Raw genomic sequence first — 25,018 nt, 5'->3', positions numbered from 1 at the left:
ATCGTCAGTGGATCCCCAGCAGGCGCGACGCGCTGGCCTTGCCGCTCACCAGCTGTTCCGTATCGCCGTCCCAGGCGATACGGCCATCGGCAATCACCACCGACCGATGAGCGATTTTAAGCGCATCTTCCACGCTGTGGGACACCATCAGCATCGTCAGGTTCTGGCGTTCGCATACCTCTTTGACCAGCAGCAGCATCTCCTGACGTAACGCCGGATCGAGCGCCGAAAAGGGCTCATCCAGCAGCAGGATCGGCTGCTCGCGTACCAGACAGCGGGCGAGAGCAACGCGCTGACGCTGCCCCCCCGAAAGCTCGCCCGGCAGCCGCTCCAGCAGATCGTCAATCCCCATCTGGGCCGCGATATCACTCAGCTTCTGCTGTTGTCCGGCGTTCAGCCGGAGGCCCGGATGCATGCCGAGGCCGATATTCTGGCGCACGGTCAGGTGGGTAAAGAGGTTGTTTTCCTGAAACAGCATCGACACCGGGCGCGCAGCAGGGGGCGTGTGGGTATGATCCTGTCCCTCAATGGTGATGCGGCCGTTGGCCGGTTGCAGAAAACCGGCCACCAGATTGAGCAGCGTGCTTTTCCCCGCCCCGCTGGGGCCGAGCACGGCGATCATTTCGCCATGGCGCACGGACAAAGTGAAGCGCATCGGCAGATGCTGATAAAGCCAGGTTACATCAGTGAGTGTTAGCATCACGCCCCGGGAGTTTTTCTATAACGGTAAATAACGCAAAGCACAGCAGCAACAGCAGCAGCGCCGTGACGGCACCGTCCTGGCTGCGATACGAGCCAATCTGCTGATACAGCCAGAACGGCAGGGTGCGGAAATCATCATTGCCAAACAGCGCCACTACCCCGAAATCACCGATCGACAGCACGCAGGCAAAAGCCAACGCCTGCGCCAGGGGGCGTTTCAGGGCGCGGAGTTCTACCACCCTCAGCCGCTGCCAGCCGTGCATGCCCAGCGAATCGCAGAGCAGGGTGTAACGGGCGCTGAGATCGCGCATCGGGTTTTCCAGCACCTTCAGCGCATACGGAATGGCCATCAGGGCATTGGTAAAAATAACGATGCCATCGGCGGATTCCGGCAGGCCGATAGTGCTATTGAACAGCAGGAAAAACCCGCTCGCCAGCACAATGCCGGGCATCGCCAGGATCAGCATCCCACTGAGATCCAGCGCTTGTCCGGCCACCCTTGCCTGACGGGCATACAGCTCCCGGCTGGTCCACAGCAGCATCATGGTCAGCACCACACAGAGCAAACCCGCCCCAAGCGCAATGCGCAGCGAGGTGCCGAGCGCCTGCCACAGCACTGGCTGTTGCAGCACCGACAGCAGGTTTAGATTCAGGCCATCCACCACTACCGCCAGCAGCGGCGGGAGTAACAGCAGCAGAGCGAGAGTGATAAGCAGGCCATCGGTCAGACGGCTGCGCAGGCTGTCCTGCGGATCGCGCCAGCCGGTAAGCTGGCTGCTGCCCACGGCGATGGCTTTACCCAGCCGCTGGCTTAGCATCACCAGCCCCAGGCAGCAGACCATCTGTACTATCGCCAGCAGCGCCGCGCGGCCCGGATCGTAGTCGTAGCTCAGGGCCTGATAGATGGCGAGCTCAATGGTGGTGGCCTGTGGCCCGCCGCCCAGCGAGAGCACGGTGGCGAAGCTGGCAAAGCAGAGCATAAAAATCAGCGCGGCAACGGGCGGAATTTGACGGCGCAGCCACGGCCACTCCACGAAGCGGAAAAAGGACCAGCCGCGCATCCCGAGCTGAGCGGCGAGCTGGCGCTGCTCGCCAGGGATATTCTCCAGCGCCTGCAGCAGCAGCCGCGTCGCCATCGGCATGTTGAAAAAGATGTGCGCCAGCAGGATGCCCTGCAGGCCATAAGGGGAGAAGGTCCACTCCAGCCCGAGGGTCTGACAGAGCGCGGCAAGCCAGCCCTGACGCCCGTAGACGCTGAGGATGCCGAATATCGCCACCAGCACCGGCAGGATCAGGGTCATGGCGCACAGGCGCAGCAGCGCCTGCCGTCCGGGGAAGCGCCGCCGGTAGAGGGCGCGGGCAAGGAAAATAGCGGGTACCACGGAGAGCAGGGCGGAAAGAAATGCCTGCCAGAACGAGAAGCGGATGACGTGCCACAGATAGCTGTCGTGCAGCAGCGCCGTGACGTCGGTGGCTGGCGCGTTAAACCACAGCGCCAGAAATGCCCCCAGGGCGACGGTCACCATCAGGATGGCGGCGATCAGCCCCGGGAGTAACCAGCCGGCGATCAGCGGCTGACGGCGCGTTGCCATTCACTGACCCAGGCGGCACGTTTCCCGGCCACTTCTTGCGGAGAGTATTCCAGCGCGGTTTGCGGTTTGGCCAGGCTGTCGAAACCGGCCGGTAAAGCGACGTCAGTCACCGGATACATCCAGTTGCCGGTTGGGATCGTATTCTGGAACGACGGGGAGACCATAAATTTCAGGAACTTCTCCGCCAGTTCCGGCTGTTTGCTGGCATAGGTCCGGGCGGCGACTTCAACCTGCAGGTAGTGACCTTCGGCAAAATCAGCGGCGGCGTAGTTCTCTTTTTTCTCCGAAATAATGTGGTATGCCGGAGAGGTGGTGTAGCTCAGCACCAGGTCGCTTTCGCCTTTCAGGAACAGCCCGTAGGCCTCGCTCCAGCCTTTGGTGACGGTAACGGTTTTGGCGGCCAGTTTCTGCCAGGCTTCCGGGGTCTTGTCCCCGTACACTTTTTGCATCCACAGCAGCAGACCCAGCCCCGGCGTGCTGGTGCGCGGATCTTCGTAGATCACGCGCCATTTCTGGTCGCTCTCAACCAGCTCTTTCAGGCTCTTCGGCGGGTTTTTCAGCTTGTTTTTGTCATACACGAAGGCGAAGTAGCCATAGTCGAAGGGCACAAAGGTGTCGTTCTTCCAGCCGCCGGGAACCTTAACCGCATCGGTCGCCACGCCGCTTTTGGCGAACAAGCCCGTTTGCGTGGCCGCTTCCAGCAGGTTGTTATCCAGCCCCAGCACCACGTCGGCTTTGCTGTTCTTGCCTTCCATCCGCAGACGGTTGAGCAGCGAGACGCCATCTTCCAGCGCCACGAATTTCAGCTCGCAGTTGCAGTCGGCTTCGAAGGCTTTTTTGACCGCCGGGCCTGGGCCCCAGTCGGCGGCGAAGGAGTCGTAGGTGTAGACCGTCAGGACAGGACTGGCAACGGCAGGCAGCGCAATCAGCGCCAGCAGGGGAAGAACAGTTTTGAACACTTTGCACCTCTGTATGTGAGAGTGGCAAAGGATTTTGAGCGACAGCCTCAAATCCCTTCGCCGGCGTTATCCGGATCAGGTTCGACGGGTATTTTCTCAGCACACGCTTGCGCGCAGCACCCCGTTGAGAACGACGGTATTGTAATGATTTGGTGAATATTACGAAAGTGTTAAGGTTCCGGCGGTGCAAACCACGCTGATTTAAAGTCAAACCAGCCCAGGGTGTTCATGCGCAAGCCGCGCATACTGCGCTGCCCCTGGATCATCAGCCAGTGGTGGATCAACGGGACGATCGCCTGCTGGGACAGCAGCTGCTGGCACCAGACGGCAAGATTCATCTCGCCTGCCCGCCACTGGGCGGCGTCCTGCTGCCAGTCGCGGGGAATACAGTGCTGCAGGAGCGGGACTTCATACAGATGCGAGAACAGCGAGAAGTCGAGGGGCAGGGTGAAGTTGACGCTGTTGAGCCAGATATCGCTCACCGTCTCGCCGCGATGCCACTCCTCATAGCTGACTTCCTGAATATTTAACGTCACCTGCTCGGCGGCCAGCAGTTCGCTCATCATTCTGGCGATCACCCGGTGTTCGATATGTTCGCGGTAGAAGGTGAGGGTGAGGCTCTCCAGCCCGGCCGGTTTGTCGCCGCGTCCCGGGCGGGCGTGGTGCCAGCGCGGCAGCAGGCCATACGCCGGGAACCAGTAGGATTGATATACCTCCTCGGCCTGGTAGATCAGGTTGGCCGGGGAGAGGATCCGGCTTACCCACTGACGCACCTCAGCGCTGGCGCCGCGGTGGGCGCGGGCGTCGAACAGCAGATAGTAACAGCCCTCCTCAAGCCGGCTCTCCACCGCTTTCTCCCCCTCGGTGGGCCCTTCCAGCGTCAGGCCGACGCTCAGCTCTTCGTTGATATCCGGCAGGACCCAGACGTTGACCTCATCAATCAGCGCCCGGTAGCCAAAGTAGTCATCGAAGGCGCGGATCTTCAGCTGATTATTGTTGTTTCGGGAGACAGCGTAGGGCCCGGTGCCCACCGGCTGGCTGGCAAAGTTGTGCATCGATTCCCACTCGCGGGGCAGGATCATCGACGGCACATATCCCAGCAACCACGGCAGCCAGCGGTCGGGCTGCGAGAGCTGAATATCCAGGGTCCAGGCGGTGGGGGACTGGACCCGGGTAATGTGTGAATAGAGGGGCAGCTCGCGGGCGCGCTGCAGGGTGGCAATGACGTCGGCCATCTCCAGCTCACGTCCATGATGAAAATGGATGCCGGGCCGCAAGAAAAAGCGCCAGTGCAACGGGGAAAGTTGCTGCCAGTGGTGAGCAATATCGGCTTCCAGTTCCCCGTTTTCCTCATTTATGCGCGTCAGGCCGCTAAAGATCTGCCGTGCCATATGGGTTTCGGAGCGTCGTAGTGCGCTGCCCGGCAACAGGTTTTTCATCGGGCGATAGTAGAGCACCCGCAGGATATGCCTGCCCTGGCGAAAGCTACGGCCCAGGTGGGAGACCAGCATCTGGCGTACCGCGGCCTTGTCACCCACCAGCTGCACCAGTTGCTCGATGCGATCCTGCTCGAGCAGATCTTCCGCCCGCTGCTGCTGCAGGGCCAGACCGGTGTAGAGGAAGGTGAGGCGGGAACGTTTGCCGCGCCCGGCTTCTGCCTCCCAGCTCAGCCAGCCCTGTTGCTGCATGGTGTTAAGCAAGGTGCGCATATGACGGCGCGAACAGTTGAGCAGCTCGGCCAGCTCGCTGAGCGTGGTCTCCTGGGGTTGGCCGTCACAGCACTGCCACAGGCGGATGAATTGTTGTTGCAGACGACCAGAGGGCATAAAAGAGGAACTCCTGACAAAAAATCAGCAATTTATTAATCCCTATATTAGGCCAATAATCTTCTTCGATGAAGCGAGGAGGTGAATATGAAGAGGTCGACCACAAATCAGTTTTACCAACAGTACTTCTCAGCGACAAAGGGAATGTCCTGGCTGGCCCGCCGGTGTGCAGAGCAGCGGCTGAAAATACTGGAAGATCTGATGCAGTGGGAGGTGACAACGTCGACCTCGGAACGCTGAATGGCTTCGATCATGTGTGACTGAGTATTGGTGCGAATCACCACGCCAGCAGGTATTATCTGCTGGCTTTTTTCGTTTTCACTTGCGCTAAAGGGAACAGGTAATGCTCTGGTTAATGACGATGGGACGCCGTCTCAACGGTGTTTATGCCGCCTTTTTAATGGTGGCTTTTATGATGGGCGTTGCCGGTGCGCTGCAGGCCCCGACCCTGAGCCTGTTCCTGAGCCGCGAGGTAGGTGCCCAGCCCTTCTGGGTAGGGATTTTTTACACCGTCAACGCCGTCGCCGGGATCCTGGTCAGTCTGTGGCTGGCGAAACGATCCGACAGCCAGGGCGATCGCCGCAAGCTGATCCTCTTTTGCTGTGCGATGGCGATCGGCAATGCGCTGCTGTTTGCTTTTAACCGTCACTATCTGACCTTACTCACCTGCGGCGTACTGCTGGCTTCGCTGGCCAATACCGCCATGCCGCAGCTGTTTGCCCTCGCGCGGGAATATGCCGACAGCTCGGCGCGGGAAGTGGTGATGTTCAGCTCGGTGATGCGTGCCCAGCTGTCGCTGGCGTGGGTTATCGGCCCGCCGCTGGCCTTTATGCTGGCGCTTAACTATGGCTTTACCGCCATGTTCTCGATTGCGGCGGCCATTTTTGCCATCAGCCTGGGGTTAACCGCCTTTGCGCTGCCTTCCGTTTCCCGGGTGGAGTCGGCGAACGCCGTACCGGTGACCCAGGTCAGCGGCTGGAAGAACAAAAATGTTCGCAGGCTGTTTATCGCCTCAACCCTGATGTGGACCTGCAACACCATGTACATCATCGACATGCCGCTGTGGATCAGCAGCGATCTGGGCTTGCCGGACAAGCTGGCCGGGATGTTAATGGGCACTGCCGCCGGGCTGGAAATCCCGGCGATGATCCTTGCTGGTTATTACGTTAAACATTTCGGTAAGCGGCGGATGATGGTGATTGCGGTGGCGGCAGGCGTGCTGTTTTATCTCGGGCTGATCCTCTTTCACAGCCGTGAAGCGTTGCTTGCCCTGCAGCTGTTCAACGCGGTCTTTATCGGCATCGTCGCCGGGATTGGCATGCTCTGGTTCCAGGATCTGATGCCGGGGCGGGCAGGTTCAGCCACCACGCTGTTTACCAACAGCATTTCAACCGGGGTGATTCTGGCGGGGATTATCCAGGGGGCGCTGGTGCAAAGCTATGGTCATTACGTGGTGTACTGGGTGATTGCAGCGATTTCGCTGGTGGCGCTGGTGCTGACCTGGCGGGTAAAAGAGAGTGAAATTCTGGAAGGCGGCTTCACGAAATGAGAGCCCATTCTGACAGCAGTACGAAATACGCATAGAGTTCACGCGGGTGCTTGAGGCTGTTTGCCTGAACATTGCTGGAAAGTAAAAATGGCCCGCTTAGCGGGCCATTAAATTAACTCATAAAGGCTGGCTGTTTGTTCTCGTAGGCCGAAATCGCCTCTTCATGCTGCAACGTCAGCCCGATGCTGTCCAGGCCGTTGATCATGCAGTGGCGACGGAAAGTATCGATGTTAAAGCCATAGGTTTTATCGCCGGCTTTCACTTCCTGCGCTTCCAGGTCCACCTCAAAGGTTATTCCCGGATTGCTCTGCACCAGCGCAAACAGTTCGTCGACCTGCTCATCGCTTAACGTCACCGGCAGCAGCTGGTTGTTGAAGCTGTTGCCGTAGAAGATATCGGCAAAGCTCGGGGCAATCACCACTTTGAAACCGTAGTCGGTCAGGGCCCAGGGCGCATGCTCGCGGGATGAGCCGCAGCCGAAGTTTTCCCGCGCCAGCAGGATCGACGCGCCTTTGAATTCCGGGAAGTTCAGCACGAACTCCGGATTCGGCACCTCGCCTTTGTCATCCAGGAAACGCCAGTCGTTAAACAGATGGGCACCAAACCCGGTTCGGGTCACCTTCTGCAAAAACTGCTTGGGAATAATGGCGTCAGTATCGACGTTGGCCGCGTCCAGAGGGACCACCAGGCCAGTATGTTGGGTAAATTTCTCTGCCATGATGGTCTCCTTATTTCAGGCTGCGAATATCGGCAAAATGGCCGGTCACTGCGGCCGCTGCGGCCATCGCCGGGCTGACCAGATGGGTACGCCCGCCGCGACCCTGACGACCTTCAAAGTTACGGTTGCTGGTAGAGGCGCAACGTTCACCCGGATTCAGGCGGTCGTTGTTCATCGCCAGACACATGGAGCAACCCGGCAGACGCCATTCAAAGCCGGCTTCGATGAAAATCTTATCCAGCCCTTCGGCTTCGGCTTGCGCTTTCACCGGACCGGAGCCTGGCACCACCAGCGCCTGCACGCCCGGGGCCACTTTACGGCCTTTCGCGACTTCTGCCGCCGCACGCAAATCTTCGATACGTGAGTTGGTGCAGGAGCCGATAAAGACTTTATCAATCGCTACGTCGGTCAACGGCACGCCCGGTTTCAGCCCCATATAGGCCAGCGCCTTCTCTGCGCTGGCGCGCTCAACCGGATCGGCGAACGAGGCCGGATCAGGAATGCTGTCGTTAACGGAGATCACCTGGCCCGGGTTGGTGCCCCAGGTCACCTGCGGTGCAATCGCTTCGGCCTGCAAGGTCACCACGGTGTCAAACTGCGCACCCTCGTCGGTTTTCAGGGTCGACCAGTACGCAACGGCATCGTCGTAGTGCTGGCCTTTCGGGGCGTGCAGACGATCTTTCACATACGCGAAGGTGATCTCATCCGGGGCGACCAGACCGGCTTTTGCGCCCATCTCAATGGCCATGTTGCACAGGGTCATACGACCTTCCATGCTCAGGGCCTGGATCGCGCTGCCGCAGAACTCCACCACATGACCGGTGCCGCCGGCGCTGCCGGTTTTACCGATGATCGCCAGCACGATATCTTTGGCAGTGATGCCCGGTGCAGCCTGGCCGGTAACTTCAATTTTCATGGTCTTCGCCCGGCCCTGCTTCAGGGTCTGGGTCGCCAGCACGTGTTCTACTTCTGAGGTGCCGATCCCGAAGGCCAGCGCGCCAAAGGCGCCGTGGGTGGCGGTATGGGAGTCGCCGCAGACGATGGTCATGCCCGGCAGGGTGATACCCTGCTCTGGCCCCATTACGTGAACAATGCCCTGGTACGGGTGGTTCAGGTCGTACAGTTCCACGCCAAATTCGTTGCAGTTCTTGATCAGTTCCTGCATCTGAATGCGCGCCATCTCACCGGAGGCGTTGATATCTTTGGTTTGCGTCGAGACGTTATGGTCCATCGTCGCAAAGGTTTTGCCTGGCTGACGCACCGGGCGATGATGCGCGCGCAGGCCATCAAACGCCTGTGGCGAGGTCACTTCGTGGACCAGGTGACGGTCGATATAGAGCAGCGGGGTTTCGTTCGGCGCTTCAAAGACCACGTGCGCATCAAACAATTTTTCGTACAACGTCTTCGCCATGATTACACCCCTTCAGCGACATAGCGGGCGATGATGTCACCCATTTCATCGGTAGTAACTGCAGCAGCGCCACGGGCCAAATCACCGGTGCGAATGCCTTCTTCCAGCGCACGGTTGATGGCATTTTCAATCGCCGTCGCCGCGTCGTTGGCATCCAGGCTGTAGCGCAGCAACAGCGCCAGGGAGAGGATCTGCGCGATCGGGTTAGCAATGTTCTTACCCGCGATATCCGGCGCTGAACCGCCTGCCGGTTCGTAGAGGCCAAAGCCTTCTTCATTCAGGCTGGCGGATGGCAACATCCCCATCGAGCCGGTGATCATCGCGCACTCGTCAGAGAGAATGTCCCCGAACAGGTTGGAGCACAGCAGCACGTCGAACTGGGACGGATCTTTAATCAGCTGCATGGTGGCATTGTCGATATACATATGCGACAGCTGCACGTCCGGGTATTCCCGGGCGATTTCGTTGACGATTTCGCGCCACAGGATCGAGGATTGCAACACGTTCGCTTTATCGATCGAGGTGACTTTATGACCGCGTTTGCGGGCAGATTCGAACGCGATACGGGCGATACGTTCGATCTCAAAACGGTGATAAACCTCGGTATCAAAAGCTTTTTCGTGCTGACCGCTGCCTTCACGGCCTTTCGGCTGACCAAAGTAGATGCCGCCGGTCAGCTCACGCACGCACAGAATGTCGAAACCGTTGGCGGCGATATCGGCGCGCAGCGGGCAAAACACTTCCAGCCCCTGGTACAGCTTCGCCGGACGCAGGTTGCTGAACAGCTTGAAATGTTTACGCAACGGCAGCAGCGCACCGCGCTCAGGCTGCTCAGCTGGCGGCAGATGTTCCCATTTCGGGCCACCCACGGAGCCAAACAGCACCGCGTCGGCATTCTCACAGCCGGTCACGGTCGCCTGTGGCAACGGCGTGCCGTGATTATCGATGGCGATACCGCCCACATCGTAGTGGCTGGTGGTAATTTTCATCGCAAAACGGGTGCGGATCGCTTCCAGAACCTTCAGCGCCTGTGCCATAACCTCGGGGCCAATTCCGTCACCCGGTAACACAGCAATATGGTAATTCTTCGACATTACACGGTTTCCTTATTGTTCTCTTTATTCTGAGCTTTGCGTTGCAACTCTTTTTCCACTTCGGCGGCGCGCCAGATGTTGTTCAGGACGTGAACCATCGCTTTGGCGGAGGATTCGACGATATCGGTCGCCAGGCCGACGCCATGGAAGCGGCGGCCATTGTAGTTGACCACGATATCAACCTGGCCCAGCGCGTTTTTGCCCTGGCCTTTGGCCGTCAGGTCATATTTGACCAGTTCAACGTCGTACTCGGTGACGCGGTTAATCGCCTGGTAGATGGCATCCACCGGACCGTTGCCGTTGGCGGCTTCGGCTTTGATTTCGTCGCCGCAGGCCAGCTTGACGGAGGCGGTGGCGATATCGCTTGAACCGGACTGGACGCTGAAATAGTCCAGACGGAAGTGCTCCGGCTCTTCCTGCTGTTTGTTGATAAACGCCAGCGCTTCCAGATCGTAATCGAAGACCTGACCTTTCTTGTCGGCCAGCTTCAGGAAGGCGTCGTACAGATGATCCATGTTGTAGTCGGTGTCTTTGTAGCCCATCTCTTCCATGCGGTGTTTTACCGCGGCACGGCCAGAGCGGGAGGTCAGGTTCAACTGCACCTGGTTCAGACCGATGGATTCCGGAGTCATGATCTCGTAGTTTTCGCGGTTCTTCAGCACGCCGTCCTGGTGGATACCGGAGGAGTGGGCGAAGGCCCCGGTGCCGACAATCGCTTTGTTTGCCGGGACCGGCATGTTGCAGATCTGGCTGACGGTCTGGCTGGTGCGCCAGATTTCGTGGTGATTAATGCGGGTCTGCACGTTCATGATGTCTTTGCGCACTTTGATCGCCATGATCACTTCTTCCAGCGAACAGTTGCCGGCGCGCTCACCGATACCGTTCATGGCACCTTCCACCTGACGTGCACCGGCGTGGACGGCCGCAATGGCATTACCCACTGCCAGGCCCAAATCGTCATGCGTGTGTACGGAGATGATCGCTTTATCAATGTTCGGCACACGCTCATACAGCCCGGTAATGATGTTGGAGAACTCGAACGGCATGGTGTAGCCGACGGTGTCAGGGATGTTGATGGTGGTGGCCCCGGCACGGATCGCTGCTTCAACCACGCGGGCCAAATCTTCAATTGGCGTACGGCCTGCGTCTTCACAGGAGAACTCAACGTCGTCGGTGTAATTACGGGCGCGTTTCACCATATAGATGGAGCGCTCAATCACCTCATCCAGCGTGCTGCGCAGCTTGGTGGCGATGTGCATAGGTGAGGTAGCAATAAAAGTATGAATTCGGAAGGCTTCAGCGACTTTCAGTGACTCAGCGGCCACATCGATGTCCTTCTCAACGCAGCGGGCCAGGGCGCACACGCGGCTGTTTTTGATGGTGCGGGCAATGGTCTGAACGGATTCAAAATCACCTGGAGAAGAGACAGGGAAACCCACCTCCATCACGTCTACGCCCATACGTTCCAGGGCCAGCGCAATCTGCAATTTCTCTTTAACGCTCAGGCTTGCCTGTAATGCCTGTTCACCGTCACGTAAGGTCGTATCGAAAATAATGACTTGCTGGCTCATGGGTTAGGTCCTTGTCTGAATTTGGGCGCCTTGCTACGAGCATAAAAAAACCCGCGCAGTGGCGCGGGTTTTTTGTGTTACCAGAGAACGATTCAACGCTGAATTTCGCCCGCCAGTCTACCGCGCACAGTGGATGCGTTTAGTAGTAGTAGACCGGTGAAACGAATGCTGTGATTCATGAATCATGCCCCAGATAAATAAGATATGCTTTTAGTGGTACTGGATACGCCGTTTGATGTCAACCCCTGAGCGGTGAAAACGGTGATTCGGCATACCAGACGCAATCAGTGGAATTAGCTTATTGTGCTGGTTTTTCCCTTTCTGACAATTTTGTTCTTCTGCAGGATGTCGCTGAATACATCGATAGAATTGTTTTAAGATACTTAATTGCAATTGTTCAAACTTTCGAAACAATACATCGCCCTTTTGAATGTGTTAACTTTCATTATGTTAGCCTGATGCTAAGCGTATAAAGCCTGCGAAGGTAGTGTTACTGATAATAAAATGTTAAGCATTTAAATTAAGTTGCTAGTAATACTTTATTAAAACTTAAATAAGCCTTAACTAAACGCTATGTTGTTTATTTATGTGAATTATGGTTTCATTCAATCTATAAACTTATAGATATGTTTTACCCTCTCTAAACATGTTCTCACGTTTTATTTTGTGTCCCTGTCATGATTGACGGGTATTTATATATTCCTAATTTGTAACATTTCTCTTTTTCTTGTTTTATATGCGTGGTAAATCATATTTTTAAAAATGATTGTTGCGGACGAGTAAAGGGAGTTTAGCGTGACAGTGGAGCAGGATATGTCTGAAGAAAAAAATGAAAAACCGGCAGCACTCGACGGGGCAAAACCACAGCTCCGTACGGTAGATCTGAATCTGTTAACGGTATTTGACGCGGTGATGCAGGAGCAAAATATCACGCGCGCCGCGCAGTCGCTGGGGATGTCCCAGCCCGCGGTAAGTAATGCCGTTGCCAGACTCAAGGTCATGTTCAATGACGAACTGTTTGTACGCTATGGCCGGGGGATCCAGCCTACGGCACGGGCATTCCAGCTGTTTGCATCGGTACGCCAGGCTTTGCAGCTTGTGCAGAATGAGCTGCCGGGATCGGGATTCGACTCGTCCAGCAGCGAGCGTATTTTCCATTTGTGTGTTTGCAGTCCTCTTGATAATTATCTGACCTCGCTTATTTATAATAAGGTTGAAAAGGTCGCGCCTAATATTCACCTGGTGTTCAAGTCTTCCCTTAACCAGAATACTGAACATCAGCTGCGCTATCAGGAAACCGAGTTTGTGATTGGCTATGAAGAGTTCCGCCGCCCGGAATTTTCCTGCGTACCCTTATTCAAAGATGAAATGGTGTTGGTGACCAGCAAAACACACCCGCGTCTGCACGGTACGCTGCTGGAGAGCGATATTTATCGCGAACAGCATGCGGTCGTCGCCCTCGATCGCTACGCATCCTTTAGCCAGCCGTGGTACGACACCCCGGATAAACAGGCCTGCGTGGCGTATCAGGGAATGGCGATGGTCAGCGTATTAAACGTCGTCTCGCAAACGCAGCTGGTTGCTATTGCGCCGCGCTGGCTGGTAGAGGAGTTTGCCGAGCCGCTGAATTTGCGGATATTGCCGCTGCCGTTGAACCTGAACTCGCGGACGTGTTATCTCTCGTGGCATGAAGCCGCCGGACGCGACAAAGGCCATCAGTGGATGGAAGAGCTGCTGGTGAGCGTCTGCCGCCGCTAATCGACCTCAGGGTAAATGGCGCTGTTGTTGTTATTTATCCTGACTTTCTTTTTATTATTGAAATATTATTCTGTAGCCATTTTTTTCATTACCGCTTCCGGTCAGTAAAATTGCATGAATTACTGCACCTTTCCCTTTTTAAATGATGAATGCTCACGGCGCTTCGTTATCGTAGTTGATTTATCCATAACAAATATTAATACCTCATATTTCTTCTTTCACGCTTCTGCGTTCGCGCGGGTTTGCTAATTGCCTGCCTTCCGGGGAGCGGTTATGGTAACTGTCACTCTGCACAATAAAAAAACGCCAGGGGTGACCCTGACAAAAAAGACGGCACAGTGCATATTTTTCCTGTCCGTCTGAAACGATAAGCCTGGAGGCTAATCATGGAGATGTTGTCTGGCGCCGAAATGGTCGTCCGGTCGTTAATCGATCAGGGCGTGAAGCAAGTGTTCGGTTACCCCGGGGGCGCGGTCCTCGATATTTACGATGCGCTACATACCGTGGGCGGTATCGATCACGTCCTGGTGCGTCATGAGCAAGCTGCCGTACATATGGCCGACGGACTGGCGCGTGCGACAGGTGAGGTTGGCGTGGTGCTGGTAACCTCCGGCCCCGGCGCAACCAACGCCATTACGGGTATCGCCACCGCCTATATGGACTCCATTCCGATGGTGGTACTCTCCGGTCAGGTCGCCACCTCGCTGATTGGCTACGATGCCTTTCAGGAGTGCGATATGGTCGGAATCTCCCGTCCGGTGGTGAAACACAGTTTCCTGGTTAAACAGACGGAAGATATCCCGGGCATATTGAAAAAAGCCTTCTGGCTGGCGGCGAGCGGGCGTCCGGGGCCGGTGGTAGTTGACCTGCCGAAGGATATCCTCAATCCGGCGAACAAACTGCCTTATGTCTGGCCAGAGTCGGTCAGCATGCGCTCTTACAACCCCACCACTCAGGGGCATAAGGGCCAGATTAAACGGGCGTTGCAGACCCTGATGACGGCCAAAAAGCCGGTGGTGTATGTCGGCGGCGGGGCGGTGAACGCTAAGTGTGAAACGCAGCTGCGCACGCTTATCGAAAAGCTGAATCTGCCGGTAGCCTCTTCGTTAATGGGCTTAGGGGCGTTCCCGGCCAGCCATCGTCAGGCGCTCGGCATGCTCGGTATGCACGGCACCTACGAAGCCAACATGACGATGCACAATTCCGATGTCATTTTTGCTGTAGGGGTGCGCTTTGACGATCGCACTACCAACAACCTGGCGAAATATTGCCCCAACGCCACCGTGCTGCACATTGATATCGATCCAACCTCCATCTCCAAAACTGTCCCGGCGGATGTGCCCATTGTGGGCGACGCGCGACAGGTACTGGAGCAGATGCTGGAGTTACTGGCGCAGGAGTGCAGCGTCCAGCCGCTCGATGAGATCCGCGACTGGTGGCTGCAGATTGAGCAGTGGCGCGCGCGGCAGTGCCTGAAATATGACACCCAAAGCGAGAGCATCAAGCCGCAGGCGGTGATTGAGACTATCTGGCGACTGACCAAAGGCGAGGCTTACGTGACCTCTGACGTGGGTCAGCACCAGATGTTTGCCGCACTCTATTATCCGTTTGATAAGCCGCGCCGTTGGATCAACTCCGGTGGGCTGGGCACCATGGGCTTTGGCCTGCCCGCCGCGCTGGGGGTTAAGCTGGCGTTGCCAGACGAAACGGTGGTCTGCGTGACCGGCGATGGCAGTATTCAGATGAACATCCAGGAGCTCTCCACTGCGCTGCAGTATGACCTGCCGGTGCTGGTGCTCAACCTGAACAACGGCTATCTGGGCATGGTGAAGCAGTGGCAGGATATGATCTATTCCGGTCGCCATTCACAGTCCTATATGAAGTCGCTGCCTGATTTTGTTCGTCTGGCTGAAGCCTACGGCCATATTGGCATTCGTATCAGCGATCCGGCAGAGCTGGAAGCGAAGCTCAGCGACGCCCTTGAGCACGTCAATAATAACCGCCTGGTGTTTGTCGATGTCGTGGTTGATGGCACCGAGCATGTCTATCCGATGCATATTCGCGGCGGCGGTATGGATGAAATGTGGTTAAGCAAAACGGAGAGAACCTGATATGCGCCGGATATTATCTGTATTACTGGAAAACGAGTCCGGCGCGCTGTCGCGCGTAATTGGGCTCTTCGCACAGCGCGGCTACAACATCGAAAGCCTGACGGTTGCCCCGACAGACGATCCCACACTCTCACGGATGACTATCCAGACGGTCGGCGACGCCAAGGTGCTGGAGCAGATCGAAAAGCAGCTGCACAAACTGGTTGATGTGTTACGCGTCAGCGAGCTAGGGCAGGGGGCTTACGTTGAACGTGAGATCATGCTGGTGAAAATTCAGGCTACCGGTTACGGGCGGGAAGAGGTGAAGCGCAATGCGGACATCTTCCGCGGGCAGATCATCGATGTTACCCCCTCTATCTATACCGTTCAGCTGGCCGGCACCAGCGATAAACTGGACGCCTTCCTCGCCTCGGTGCGGGATGTCGCCAAAATTGTTGAAGTGGCGCGTTCAGGCGTCGTGGGACTTTCCCGCGGTGACAAAGTGATGCGTTAAGAATAAAAGTTTCGCCTCGAGCTTGCCCGGTGTGAATGACCGGGCTTTTTTTTGTGCACCGATGTCGCTGTACCGACAAAAGCGGTTGCCGGACAGGCTATTCTGCGCTTAGATGTTACAAGATTTAGCCATAACCCTGACGAGGTCATGGACTCTTTTCTTTTTTTTAAGGGGCAATTGTGAAACTGGATGAAATCGCCAGGCTAGCCGGTGTGTCGCGAACGACGGCAAGCTATGTGATTAACGGTAAAGCGAAGCAGTATCGTGTCAGCGATAAGACCGTTGAAAAAGTCATGGCAGTAGTTCGTGAACATAACTACCATCCGAACGCCGTGGCGGCAGGTTTACGTGCCGGGCGCACCCGTTCGATCGGTCTGGTGATCCCGGATCTGGAAAACACCAGCTACACCCGGATCGCAAACTACCTTGAGCGCCAGGCGCGTCAGCGCGGCTACCAGCTGCTGATCGCCTGTTCCGAAGATCAGCCCGATAATGAGATGCGCTGCATTGAGCATCTGCTGCAACGCCAGGTTGATGCCATTATCGTTTCCACCTCCTTACCCCCTGAACATCCTTTCTATCAGCGTTGGGCCAATAATGCGTTCCCGATTGTCGCCCTCGACCGTGCGCTGGATCGTGAGCATTTCACCAGCGTGGTAGGTGCGGATCAGGACGATGCTGAAATGCTGGCGGCAGAGCTGCGCACCTTCCCGGCGGAAAACGTCCTCTATCTGGGGGCATTGCCGGAACTTTCCGTGAGTTTCCTGCGCGAGCAGGGTTTCCGCACCGCCTGGAAAGACGATCCTCGTGAAGTCGATTATCTCTATGCCAACAGCTACGAGCGCGAAGCCTCGGCCCAGCTGTTCGAGAAGTGGCTGGAGACTCATCCGATGCCGCAGGCTCTGTTCACCACATCGTTTGCGCTGTTACAGGGGGTCATGGACGTGACCTTGCGTCGTGAAGGCAAGCTGCCATCGGATCTGGCGATTGCCACCTTTGGCGATCATGAGCTGCTCGATTTCCTGCAGTGCCCGGTGCTGGCCGTGGCGCAGCGTCATCGTGATGTGGCCGAGCGGGTGCTGGAGATTGTACTGGCAAGCCTCGATGAACCGCGTAAGCCGAAACCGGGTCTGACGCGTATCCGTCGTAACCTTTATCGTCGCGGCATATTAAGCCGTTCGTAATGACGTCAGGGCAGCGTGCGCTGCCCTGAATTTCTCATCCTGTATTAACCTGTTAATTCCCACATTATTTTTAAGATAATTCCTTTAAAATCTTTGCCTGCTACGCGTTTTAATTCCCTTTACTGTTTAAAACGTCACTTCATGTTTATATTATTGTTAGTAGTGCGATGAATTGTATTATTTTGTTACATAACCGATCGGCAGTGCTGAATTATCAGCCGTTTTTTCTCTCTCGATCTCCCTGCCTGCACCTGCCCGCCACAGGCTTCTGGCCCGCAGTGCATCTGGCGCTGTCATCCCCCCGCAATATGGCTTAAAATGCCGCCCGCGTCGCAAACTGACACTTTATATTTCCCCGCGATGATATGAGGGGTTTTTAAGACGGGTATGCATATTTGCATTTTTTCTCACAAATATTCATCACGTTAATTTTGCCGCGCCAGTTGTGCAGTTAATAGCCGGGTCAACTTCCATTCGTAAATCAGTGACATTTAGAGAGATGTCGCGGAAGTCCTGGCTTGACAAGCTTTTCCATCGCTCCGTAAACTCCCTTAAGTGGGAATTTGTGGGTTAAAGTGGTGAGGAGGGGTGAGACTGGCATGTTCCGTGGAGCGACGTTAGTCAATCTCGACAGCAAAGGGCGTTTGTCGGTACCAACCCGATACCGCGACCAGCTGAACGAGAGCGCTTCTGGTCAAATGGTATGCACCATTGACATCAACCACGCCTGCCTGCTGCTTTACCCCTTGCCTGAATGGGAAATCATTGAGCAAAAGCTGTCTCGACTGTCGAGCATGAACCCGCAGGAGCGCCGCGTGCAGCGGCTGTTATTGGGTCATGCCAGTGAATGTCAGATGGACAGCGCGGGGCGTTTATTGATTGCGCCCGTGCTGCGGCAGCATGCCGGTCTGACAAAAGAAGTGATGCTGGTCGGACAGTTCAATAAGTTTGAACTGTGGGATGAAACGGCCTGGTATCAACGGGTCAAGGAAGATATCGACGCTGAGCAGTCCGATTCCGCAACATTGTCGGAACGATTGCAGGATTTGTCTCTATAAAAAATGATGGAAAATTATAAACATACGACGGTGCTACTGGATGAGGCCGTCAACGGCCTGAATATTCGTCCTGATGGCATCTATATTGATGGCACTTTTGGCCGGGGTGGCCACTCACGTTTGATCCTCTCCCATCTGGGCGCGGACGGCCGTTTGCTGGCAATCGATCGCGATCCGCAGGCTATCGCCGTGGCGAAAACCATCGATGACCCACGCTTTTCCATCGTTCATGGACCTTTCTCCGCGCTGGCTGATTATGTCGGCGAGCGCGATTTAACCGGCAAGATTGACGGGATCCTCCTCGATCTTGGCGTCTCCTCACCGCAGCTTGATGATGCTGAACGTGGCTTCTCCTTTATGCGCGATGGCCCGCTGGACATGCGTATGGATCCGACGCGCGGCCAGTCTGCCGCCGAGTGGCTGCAGACTGCAGAAGAAGCGGATATTGCCTGGGTGATCAAAACCTTCGGGGAAGAGCGCTTTGGCAAACGTATTGCCCGCGCCATCGTTGAACGCAACCGCATTGAACCCATGACACGCACCAAAGAGCTGGCGGCCGTTATTGCTGCAGCCATGCCGGTGAAAGATAAGTTCAAACACCCTGCAACCCGTACCTTCCAGGCGATTCGTATCTGGGTTAACAGCGAGCTCGACGAGATCGAGCAGGCGCTGAAAAACTCGATTAGCGTCCTGGCTCCGGGTGGTCGCCTGTCGGTGATCAGCTTCCACTCGCTGGAAGACCGCATTGTGAAGCGCTTTATGCGTGAGCAAAGTCGTGGTCCACAGGTACCGGCCGGGTTACCGATGACGGAAGAGCAGCTCAGAAAACTGGGCGGTCGCCAGCTGCGCGCTTTAGGCAAGTTAATGCCGGGCGAAGCGGAAGTGGAAGAGAACCCACGCGCCCGTAGTTCAGTGCTGCGTATTGCAGAAAGGACCAGTGCATGATCGGCAGAGTGGCAGACACCCTCAGCAAGGTAAAAGAGACGTTAGGCAGCAACGAGCGTCATGCCTTGCCGGGCGTTATCTGGGATGACCTGTTGCGTTTCGGCAAGCTGCCACTGTGTCTGTTCATTTGCATCATTGTGACGGCGGTTACCGTGGTGACCACCGCTCACCATACCCGTTTGTTAACGGCGCAGCGCGAACAGCTGGTGCTGGAGCGTGATGCGCTGGATATCGAGTGGCGAAATTTGATCCTCGAAGAAAATGCGCTCGGCGATCATAGCCGGGTTGAACGGATCGCAACGGAAAAGCTGCAGTTGCAGCATGTTGATCCTTCTCAGGAAAATATCGTAGTACAAAAATAAGGAAAAACGCGACGCATGAAACCCGCGGCGAAGGCGCTAAAACCAAAACGTCAGGAAGAACAGGCCAGCTTTATCAGCTGGCGTTTTGCGTTGCTTTGCGGCTGCATTTTACTGGCGCTGGGTTTCCTGCTGGGACGCGTGGCATGGCTGCAAATTATCGCTCCCGACATGCTGGTGCGTCAGGGCGACATGCGTTCCCTGCGCGTGCAGGAGGTCTCCACCTCGCGTGGGCTGATCACCGACCGTTCCGGTCGTCCGCTGGCGGTCAGCGTACCGGTGAAAGCGATCTGGGCGGATCCTAAAGAGCTGCATGATGCGGGCGGGATCTCTCTTGATAACCGCTGGAAAGCTCTCTCTGACGCGCTGAAAATGCCGCTGGATCAGCTGGCGGCCCGCGTCAATGCTAACCCGAAAGGGCGCTTTATCTATCTGGCGCGTCAGGTTAACCCTGACATGGCCGACTACATCAAAAAGTTGAAGCTGCCCGGCATCCACCTGCGTGAAGAGTCCCGTCGCTACTACCCTTCCGGGGAAGTAACCGCGCACCTGATCGGCTTTACCAACGTCGACAGTCAGGGGATTGAAGGCGTCGAGAAGAGTTTCGATAAGTGGCTGACCGGTCAGCCGGGCGAGCGTGTGGTGCGTAAAGATCGTTATGGCCGCGTTATTGAAGATATCTCTTCCACGGACAGCCAGGCGGCGCACAACCTGGCGCTGAGCATCGACGAACGTCTGCAGGCGCTGGTCTATCGTGAACTGAATAACGCCGTGGCCTTTAACAAGGCGGAGTCCGGCAGCGCGGTGCTGGTGGATGTCAGCACCGGCGAAGTGCTGGCGATGGCCAGCAGCCCGTCCTATAACCCGAATAATTTTGCCGGAACGGCCAAAGACGCCATGCGTAACCGTTCCATCACCGACGTCTTTGAGCCGGGTTCAACGGTTAAACCGATGGTGGTGATGACGGCTCTGCAGCGCGGCATCGTCAATGAAAATACCGTGCTCAACACCGTGCCTTACCGAATCAACGGTCACGAAATCAAAGACGTGGCGCGTTACAGCGAATTGACCCTCACCGGGGTTTTACAGAAGTCGAGTAACGTCGGCGTTTCTAAGTTGGCGTTAGCGATGCCGTCCTCAGCGTTGGTAGATACTTACTCACGTTTTGGGCTGGGAAAAGCGACCAATTTGGGGTTGGTCGGAGAACGCAGTGGCTTATATCCTCAAAAACAACGGTGGTCTGACATAGAGAGGGCCACCTTCTCTTTCGGCTACGGGCTAATGGTAACGCCGTTACAGTTGGCGCGTGTCTATGCAACGATTGGCAGCTATGGCGTCTATCGCCCGCTGTCGATCACCAAAGTCGATCCGCCGGTTCCCGGTGAGCGTATCTTCCCGGAATCGATTGTCCGCACCGTCGTGCACATGATGGAAAGCGTGGCCCTGCCCGGTGGCGGCGGCGTGAAGGCGGCGATCAAAGGCTATCGCATCGCGATTAAAACCGGTACGGCGAAAAAAGTCGGGCCGGATGGCCGCTACATCAATAAATACATTGCATATACCGCAGGCGTTGCGCCTGCGAGTAATCCGCGTTTTGCGCTGGTGGTGGTTATCAACGATCCACAGGCGGGTAAATACTACGGTGGCGCCGTTTCCGCGCCGGTCTTCGGTGCCATCATGGGAGGCGTACTGCGCACCATGAACATCGAGCCGGATGCGCTGGCAACGGGCGAGAAAAGTGAATTTGTAATTAATCAAGGCGAGGGAACAGGTGGCAGATCGTAATTTGCGCGACCTTCTTGCTCCGTGGGTAGCTGGTTTACCTGCGCGAGAACTGCGGGAAATGGTACTCGACAGCCGTGTGGCTGCCTCGGGCGATCTTTTTGTGGCAGTTGTTGGTCATCAGGCGGACGGGCGTCGGTATATCCCGCAGGCGATAGCGCAAGGTGTAGCTGCCATTATTGCTGAGGCAAAAGATGAAGCCGCTGATGGTGAAATCCGTGAAATGCACGGTGTGCCGGTCATCTATCTCAGCCAGTTAACCGAACGTCTCTCCGCGCTGGCGGGGCGTTTTTATAACGAACCTTCTGACCAGTTGCGCCTGGTGGGCGTGACCGGCACTAACGGTAAAACCACCACCACGCAGCTGATGGCGCAATGGGCGCAGCTGCTGGGTGAAACCAGCGCGGTGATGGGCACCGTGGGTAACGGCCTGCTGGGCAAAGTGAACCCAACGGAAAACACCACTGGCTCCGCCGTCGACGTGCAGCATGTGCTGGCCGGTCTGGCAGGGCAGGGTGCAACCTTCGCGGCAATGGAAGTCTCTTCCCACGGCCTGGTCCAGCACCGTGTCGCGGCGCTCAAGTTTGCCGCCTCCGTGTTCACTAACCTGAGCCGGGACCATCTTGACTACCATGGCGACATGGAAAACTACGAAGCGGCAAAATGGCAGCTGTATGCCACGCATCACGTCGGTCAGGCGATTATCAATGCTGATGATGACGTGGGCCGTCGTTGGCTGGCTAAGCTGCCGGATGCCGTTGCGGTCTCCATGGAAGACCATATCAATCCTAACTGCCACGGCCGCTGGTTGAAAGCCACTGACGTGACATATCACGACAGCGGCGCGACCATCCGCTTTGCCTCTTCCTGGGGTGAAGGCGAAATCGAAAGCCGCCTGATGGGGGCGTTCAACGTCAGCAACCTGCTGTTAGCTCTCGCCACTCTGCTGGCGCTGGGTTATCCCCTGCCAGCGCTGCTCAGCACCTCCTCGCGTCTGCTGCCGGTTTGCGGTCGGATGGAAGTATTCACGGCCCCAGGCAAACCTACCGTGGTAGTGGATTACGCTCACACCCCGGATGCACTGGAAAAAGCGCTGGAAGCGGCCCGCCTGCACTGTGCCGGTAAGCTGTGGTGCGTCTTTGGCTGCGGCGGCGATCGCGATAAAGGCAAGCGTCCACTGATGGGAGCCATTGCCGAGCAGTTCGCGGATATTGCGGTTGTGACCGATGATAACCCGCGTACCGAAGAGCCGCGCGCCATCATTAACGACATTCTGGCCGGAATGCTGGATGCCGGGCGCGCCCGTGTGGTGGAAGGTCGCGCCGAAGCGGTGACCAACGCCATCATGCAGGCTGGCGAGAACGACGTCGTGCTGCTGGCCGGTAAAGGTCATGAAGATTATCAGATCGTCGGCACTAACCGTCTGGACTACTCCGACCGTGTCACCGCGGCACGTCTGCTGGGAGTGATGGCATGATTAGCGTAACGCTAAGCCAGCTAGCCACCATCCTGGGCGCAGACGTCAGCGGCGAGCTGACCTTCGATGCCGTTACCACCGACACGCGTAAAATCACCCCCGGCTGCCTGTTCGTGGCGCTGAAGGGTGAGCGTTTCGATGCGCACGATTTTGCTGAGCAGGCGAAAGCCGCGGGCGCGGGTGCGCTGCTGGTGAGCCGTAAACTGGATATCGATCTGCCGCAGGCGGTGGTGAAAGACACCCGCCTGGCGTTTGGTGAACTGGCCGCATGGGTACGCCAGCAGGTCCCGGCGCGCATTGTGGCGCTGACCGGCTCCTCCGGTAAAACCTCCGTTAAGGAGATGGCCGCCGCGATCCTAAGCCAGTGTGGCAACACCCTCTATACCGCAGGCAATCTGAACAACGACATCGGTGTGCCGATGACGCTCCTGCGTCTGACCTACGAACATGAATATGCGGTGATCGAACTCGGGGCTAACCACCAGGGAGAAATCGCCTGGACCGTTAGCCTGACGCAGCCGGAAGCGGCGCTGGTGAATAACCTCGCGGCGGCGCATCTGGAAGGGTTCGGCTCGCTGGAAGGCGTGGCGAAAGCGAAGGGCGAGATCTACACCGGCCTGCCGGTCGACGGCATCGCCATCATGAATGCCGACAACAACGACTGGCTGAACTGGAAAAGCGTTATCGGGGATCGCAAAACCTGGCGCTTCTCACCGAATGCCGCCAACAGCGACTTCACCGCCACCAACGTCCATGTGACCTCTCACGGTACCGAATTTACGCTGCAGACCCCAACGGGGGATGTGGATGTACTGCTGCCGCTGCCGGGTCGTCACAATATCGCCAATGCCCTCGCCGCCACTGCGCTGACGATGGCGGTCGGCGCACCGCTGTCGGCTATCAAAGCCGGTCTGGCGAACCTGAAAGCCGTTCCTGGACGCCTGTTCCCGATCCCGCTGGCGGAAAACAAACTGCTGCTGGATGACTCCTACAACGCCAACGTTGGCTCCATGACCGCTGCGGTACAGGTGCTGTCTGAGATGCCCGGTTATCGCGTGTTGGTGGTCGGCGATATGGCCGAGCTGGGTGATGAGAGCGAAGCCTGTCACATCCAGGTGGGTGAAGCGGCGAAAGCCTCCGGTATCGATCGCGTGTTAAGCGCCGGTCATCTTAGCCAAAATATCAGCCAGGCCAGCGGCGTCGGCGAGCATTTTGCCGATAAAACGGCGTTGATCGCCCGCCTTAAGGCCCTGGTCGAAGAACAACAAATTGTGACAGTTTTAGTGAAAGGTTCACGCAGTGCCGCCATGGAAGAGGTTGTGCACGCTTTACAGGAGAATGGGACATGTTAGTTTGGCTGGCCGAACATTTGGTCAAATATTATTCCGGCTTTAACGTCTTTTCCTATCTGACGTTTCGCGCCATCGTCAGCCTGCTGACTGCGCTGTTCATCTCCTTGTGGATGGGCCCGCGCATGATTGCCCGTCTGCAAAAACTCTCTTTCGGTCAGGTTGTGCGTAACGACGGTCCGGAATCACACTTCAGTAAACGCGGCACGCCGACCATGGGCGGGATTATGATCCTCACCGCGATTGTGGTGTCGGTGCTGCTGTGGGCTTACCCGTCAAACCCGTACGTCTGGTGCGTGCTGGTGGTGCTGGTGGGCTATGGAATTATCGGTTTTGTCGACGACTATCGCAAAGTGGTGCGTAAAGACACCAAAGGTCTGATCGCCCGCTGGAAGTATTTCTGGATGTCGGTGATTGCGCTGGGCGTGGCCTTTGCGCTCTATCTGGCAGGCAAAGACACGCCAGCCACGGAGTTAGTGGTGCCGTTCTTCAAGGACGTCATGCCGCAGCTGGGTCTGTTCTACATCCTGCTGGCCTACTTCGTGATTGTCGGTACCGGCAACGCGGTAAACCTGACCGACGGTCTTGATGGCCTGGCGATCATGCCCACGGTCTTCGTCGCGGCGGGCTTTGCCTTAGTGGCCTGGGCGAGCGGCAACATGAACTTCGCCAGCTACCTGCACATCCCGTATCTACGCCATGCCGGGGAACTGGTGATCGTCTGTACGGCGATTGTCGGCGCGGGCCTGGGCTTCCTGTGGTTTAACACCTACCCGGCGCAGGTCTTTATGGGCGACGTCGGTTCGCTCGCACTGGGCGGCGCGCTGGGCATTATCGCCGTGCTGCTGCGTCAGGAGTTCCTGCTGGTGATCATGGGCGGCGTGTTCGTGGTCGAAACCCTGTCAGTGATCCTGCAGGTAGGCTCCTTCAAGCTGCGCGGACAGCGCATCTTCCGGATGGCGCCTATCCATCACCACTATGAACTGAAAGGCTGGCCAGAACCGCGTGTGATCGTGCGCTTCTGGATTATTTCGCTGATGCTAGTGCTGATTGGCCTGGCAACGCTGAAGGTACGTTAAT

Annotated in this window: 22 protein-coding genes and 1 riboswitch; of the genes, 13 read left to right on the top strand and 9 right to left on the bottom strand. The window is 56.8% G+C overall.

The window, feature by feature from the left end; translation table 11 throughout:
- Positions 1-4: 4 nt before the first annotated feature.
- From thiQ to sgrR, 4 genes are all read right to left on the bottom strand, one after another.
- Positions 5-700: a thiamine ABC transporter ATP-binding protein ThiQ gene (gene thiQ / locus M8318_RS05715; protein WP_262661325.1), complete on the bottom strand. Its 696-nt coding sequence runs from the start codon at positions 698-700 to the stop codon at positions 5-7.
- Entirely contained in the window at positions 684-2,294 is a 1,611-nt protein-coding gene (gene thiP, locus M8318_RS05710; protein ID WP_262661324.1) for a thiamine/thiamine pyrophosphate ABC transporter permease ThiP, read from the bottom strand. The genes thiQ and thiP overlap by 17 nt, the downstream gene beginning before the upstream one ends.
- The gene (gene thiB, locus M8318_RS05705; protein ID WP_262661322.1) at positions 2,270-3,253 is read right to left on the bottom strand and encodes a thiamine ABC transporter substrate binding subunit; all 984 of its coding nucleotides are present in this window, start codon (positions 3,251-3,253) and stop codon (positions 2,270-2,272) included. The genes thiP and thiB overlap by 25 nt, the downstream gene beginning before the upstream one ends.
- 34 nt (positions 3,254-3,287) lie before the next feature.
- Positions 3,288-3,387, bottom strand: a riboswitch (TPP riboswitch).
- A gap of 36 nt (positions 3,388-3,423) precedes the next feature.
- The gene (gene sgrR, locus M8318_RS05700; protein ID WP_262661321.1) at positions 3,424-5,079 is read right to left on the bottom strand and encodes an HTH-type transcriptional regulator SgrR; all 1,656 of its coding nucleotides are present in this window, start codon (positions 5,077-5,079) and stop codon (positions 3,424-3,426) included.
- A gap of 87 nt (positions 5,080-5,166) precedes the next feature.
- Here sgrR and sgrT point away from each other — a divergent pair, with 87 nt between their 5' ends.
- Both sgrT and M8318_RS05690 read left to right on the top strand, forming a co-directional pair.
- Positions 5,167-5,319: a glucose uptake inhibitor SgrT gene (gene sgrT / locus M8318_RS05695; RefSeq protein WP_166181589.1), complete on the top strand. Its 153-nt coding sequence runs from the start codon at positions 5,167-5,169 to the stop codon at positions 5,317-5,319.
- A 103-nt stretch (positions 5,320-5,422) separates the two neighbouring features.
- A complete protein-coding gene (locus M8318_RS05690; protein WP_262661318.1) occupies positions 5,423-6,628 on the top strand; it encodes a sugar efflux transporter in 1,206 nt (401 codons plus the stop codon).
- Positions 6,629-6,740: 112 nt separating this feature from the next.
- Here M8318_RS05690 and leuD read toward each other — a convergent pair whose 3' ends face one another.
- The 5 genes from leuD to leuL form a co-directional block, all read right to left on the bottom strand.
- The gene (gene leuD / locus M8318_RS05685) at positions 6,741-7,346 is read right to left on the bottom strand and encodes a 3-isopropylmalate dehydratase small subunit (RefSeq protein ID WP_262661317.1); all 606 of its coding nucleotides are present in this window, start codon (positions 7,344-7,346) and stop codon (positions 6,741-6,743) included.
- Between the two features lie 10 nt (positions 7,347-7,356).
- Positions 7,357-8,757 carry a 3-isopropylmalate dehydratase large subunit gene (leuC, locus tag M8318_RS05680; protein ID WP_262661315.1) on the bottom strand — a complete coding sequence of 467 codons (1,401 nt, stop codon included), beginning with the start codon at positions 8,755-8,757 and terminating at the stop codon, positions 7,357-7,359.
- Between the two features lie 2 nt (positions 8,758-8,759).
- A complete protein-coding gene (gene leuB, locus M8318_RS05675; RefSeq protein ID WP_262661314.1) occupies positions 8,760-9,851 on the bottom strand; it encodes a 3-isopropylmalate dehydrogenase in 1,092 nt (363 codons plus the stop codon).
- Positions 9,851-11,422 (bottom strand): 2-isopropylmalate synthase, encoded by a 1,572-nt coding sequence (leuA, locus tag M8318_RS05670; RefSeq protein WP_262661312.1) that lies wholly within the window; start codon positions 11,420-11,422, stop codon positions 9,851-9,853. The genes leuB and leuA overlap by 1 nt, the downstream gene beginning before the upstream one ends.
- 92 nt (positions 11,423-11,514) lie before the next feature.
- Positions 11,515-11,601 carry a leu operon leader peptide gene (gene leuL / locus M8318_RS22715; RefSeq protein ID WP_106994229.1) on the bottom strand — a complete coding sequence of 29 codons (87 nt, stop codon included), beginning with the start codon at positions 11,599-11,601 and terminating at the stop codon, positions 11,515-11,517.
- 634 nt (positions 11,602-12,235) lie between these two features.
- Here leuL and leuO point away from each other — a divergent pair.
- The 11 genes from leuO (at position 12,236) to mraY (ending at position 25,017) form a co-directional block, all read left to right on the top strand.
- Positions 12,236-13,180, top strand: a complete 945-nt coding sequence (leuO, locus tag M8318_RS05665; protein ID WP_225759581.1) for a transcriptional regulator LeuO — start codon at positions 12,236-12,238, stop codon at positions 13,178-13,180.
- A 386-nt stretch (positions 13,181-13,566) separates the two neighbouring features.
- On the top strand, positions 13,567-15,291 hold the full coding sequence (ilvI, locus tag M8318_RS05660) for an acetolactate synthase 3 large subunit (RefSeq protein ID WP_262661310.1): 1,725 nt from the start codon (positions 13,567-13,569) through the stop codon (positions 15,289-15,291).
- A 1-nt stretch (position 15,292) separates the two neighbouring features.
- The gene (gene ilvN, locus M8318_RS05655) at positions 15,293-15,784 is read left to right on the top strand and encodes an acetolactate synthase small subunit (protein ID WP_032616525.1); all 492 of its coding nucleotides are present in this window, start codon (positions 15,293-15,295) and stop codon (positions 15,782-15,784) included.
- A gap of 179 nt (positions 15,785-15,963) precedes the next feature.
- Entirely contained in the window at positions 15,964-16,968 is a 1,005-nt protein-coding gene (gene cra / locus M8318_RS05650) for a catabolite repressor/activator (protein ID WP_106994232.1), read from the top strand.
- Between the two features lie 599 nt (positions 16,969-17,567).
- Positions 17,568-18,026 carry a division/cell wall cluster transcriptional repressor MraZ gene (gene mraZ, locus M8318_RS05645; protein ID WP_103178262.1) on the top strand — a complete coding sequence of 153 codons (459 nt, stop codon included), beginning with the start codon at positions 17,568-17,570 and terminating at the stop codon, positions 18,024-18,026.
- 3 nt (positions 18,027-18,029) lie between these two features.
- Positions 18,030-18,971 (top strand): 16S rRNA (cytosine(1402)-N(4))-methyltransferase RsmH, encoded by a 942-nt coding sequence (gene rsmH, locus M8318_RS05640; protein WP_262661306.1) that lies wholly within the window; start codon positions 18,030-18,032, stop codon positions 18,969-18,971.
- Positions 18,968-19,333 carry a cell division protein FtsL gene (gene ftsL / locus M8318_RS05635; protein WP_106994234.1) on the top strand — a complete coding sequence of 122 codons (366 nt, stop codon included), beginning with the start codon at positions 18,968-18,970 and terminating at the stop codon, positions 19,331-19,333. The genes rsmH and ftsL overlap by 4 nt, the downstream gene beginning before the upstream one ends.
- A gap of 15 nt (positions 19,334-19,348) precedes the next feature.
- Positions 19,349-21,115 carry a peptidoglycan glycosyltransferase FtsI gene (locus M8318_RS05630; protein ID WP_106994235.1) on the top strand — a complete coding sequence of 589 codons (1,767 nt, stop codon included), beginning with the start codon at positions 19,349-19,351 and terminating at the stop codon, positions 21,113-21,115.
- Positions 21,102-22,589 carry a UDP-N-acetylmuramoyl-L-alanyl-D-glutamate--2,6-diaminopimelate ligase gene (gene murE / locus M8318_RS05625; RefSeq protein WP_262661304.1) on the top strand — a complete coding sequence of 496 codons (1,488 nt, stop codon included), beginning with the start codon at positions 21,102-21,104 and terminating at the stop codon, positions 22,587-22,589. The genes M8318_RS05630 and murE overlap by 14 nt, the downstream gene beginning before the upstream one ends.
- Positions 22,586-23,941 carry a UDP-N-acetylmuramoyl-tripeptide--D-alanyl-D-alanine ligase gene (gene murF / locus M8318_RS05620; protein WP_262661303.1) on the top strand — a complete coding sequence of 452 codons (1,356 nt, stop codon included), beginning with the start codon at positions 22,586-22,588 and terminating at the stop codon, positions 23,939-23,941. Before murE ends, murF begins: the two co-directional genes overlap by 4 nt.
- Positions 23,935-25,017 carry a phospho-N-acetylmuramoyl-pentapeptide-transferase gene (gene mraY, locus M8318_RS05615; protein WP_039030377.1) on the top strand — a complete coding sequence of 361 codons (1,083 nt, stop codon included), beginning with the start codon at positions 23,935-23,937 and terminating at the stop codon, positions 25,015-25,017. Before murF ends, mraY begins: the two co-directional genes overlap by 7 nt.
- Position 25,018: the final 1 nt, after the last annotated feature.

This window comes from Leclercia tamurae, assembly GCF_025566055.1.
In the GTDB taxonomy this organism is placed as follows: Bacteria; Pseudomonadota; Gammaproteobacteria; order Enterobacterales; family Enterobacteriaceae; genus Enterobacter; species Enterobacter tamurae.
This window is presented reverse-complemented; position numbering and strand designations above follow the sequence as displayed.